Annotated in this window: 1 protein-coding gene; it reads right to left on the bottom strand. The window is 62.7% G+C overall.

Annotation, left to right across the window (positions count from 1 at the left end):
- Window positions 1-124: 124 nt before the first annotated feature.
- Window positions 125-1,048 (bottom strand): IS110 family RNA-guided transposase, encoded by a 924-nt coding sequence (locus ABQZ09_RS19830; protein ID WP_349777714.1) that lies wholly within the window; start codon window positions 1,046-1,048, stop codon window positions 125-127.
- Window positions 1,049-1,260 lie beyond the last annotated feature (212 nt).

Raw genomic sequence — 1,260 nt, 5'->3', positions numbered from 1 at the left:
AGCAACTGTGTTGATCAGGATCTCGATCCGCGAGCTCTGATCGGTTTCCTTCAGACGTGTTCATCCATAGGTGGCGGCCGCTGGCCGGCACGCTTTTGCGTCTGCTCATGGCCGTCGAGCATGCTCAGGCTGGCTGCGTGGCGGCTCTTTCATCGCGCACGCGCGCATTGAGGATGACCAGCATCTTGCGCATCACCGCCACGATCGCGACCTTGCCTTCCTTGCCGCGTGTCCGTAACGCTCTATAAAAATCACGCAGGCGGGGCTCGTGACGCGCCGAGGACATCGCCGCCATGTACAGCGCTTGCCGGATATCGGCACGGCCTCCGCCGATCTCTCGTTTCCCACGCATCTTGCCGCTGTCGCGCGATAGCGGGGCAACCCCCACCAATCGGGAGATCTGCTTTCCGTTGAGCGTCCCAAGCTCCGGCAACCGGCACGCCAACACGGCCAGCAATACCGGACCGACCCCTTTGAGCGTCTTCAACGCCGCCAGGTGCGGTTGCTCGATGAGCAGCGTCTTTAGCTGCCCGGCGATCAGTTCATCCAGCCGCGCCACACTGCGCACGAGCTGGTTCACGTTGGCCTGCAGCAGCTTGCGTAGCGGTTTGTCCGCCACCTGCAACAGCTGTTGTTTGGCCGTCTTCAGCAGATCGATGAGCTGGCGGCGGGCGCGGACATGCTCGCCCAGATGACGCTGCCACGGCGGCAGTGGAACATAGGGATGAAGCTCCATCTTCTCGGCCATACACGCCAGCATGCCCGCGTCCAGCCGATCGGTTTTTGCCAGTCCCAAGCCGTTGGCCAGGTGACGCGCCCGAGACGCATTGGCGCGTGCCACCGGGACTCCCGCCTGATGCAGCGCGTCCAGCGCGGCCAGCTCGTAGCCACCGGTCGCCTCCAGCACCACCTGCCTAACTGGCAGTGTCCTCAGCCAGTGGACGAGCTTGCAGTGCCCGCTTGCCGTGTTACTGAACTGGCGGGCCTCACCTTGAAAGACAGCCGCATCCAGGGACTTCTTACACACATCGATCCCGATTCCGCTCATGGGAGATCTCCGCTAGGCTGGAAATGTCGAGAGCTCCCTCGCCTGCCCAGTCTTATCGTTTCGAGTGTCACCTCGGGCAACTGTTCGGGCGAAACAAGGGAGATTCCGGCGTGGGTGCCAAGCTCCAAGGCGATCGCTCAGATCCAGGCTCATACGGCAGCCCACGCCGGCTCTCGACACCTACGCTGCCACATTCCGAACAGATAAGGCTC

This window comes from Xanthomonas sp. WHRI 6106, from assembly GCF_040202405.1.
GTDB lineage: Bacteria > Pseudomonadota > Gammaproteobacteria > Xanthomonadales > Xanthomonadaceae > Xanthomonas > Xanthomonas cannabis.
This window is presented reverse-complemented; position numbering and strand designations above follow the sequence as displayed.

Excerpts from the sequence above, each read along its gene's own strand:
- ABQZ09_RS19830 (WP_349777714.1), bottom strand. The coding sequence starts at position 1,048 with ATGAGCGGAATCGGGATCGATGTGTGTAAGAAGTCCCTGGATGCGGCT.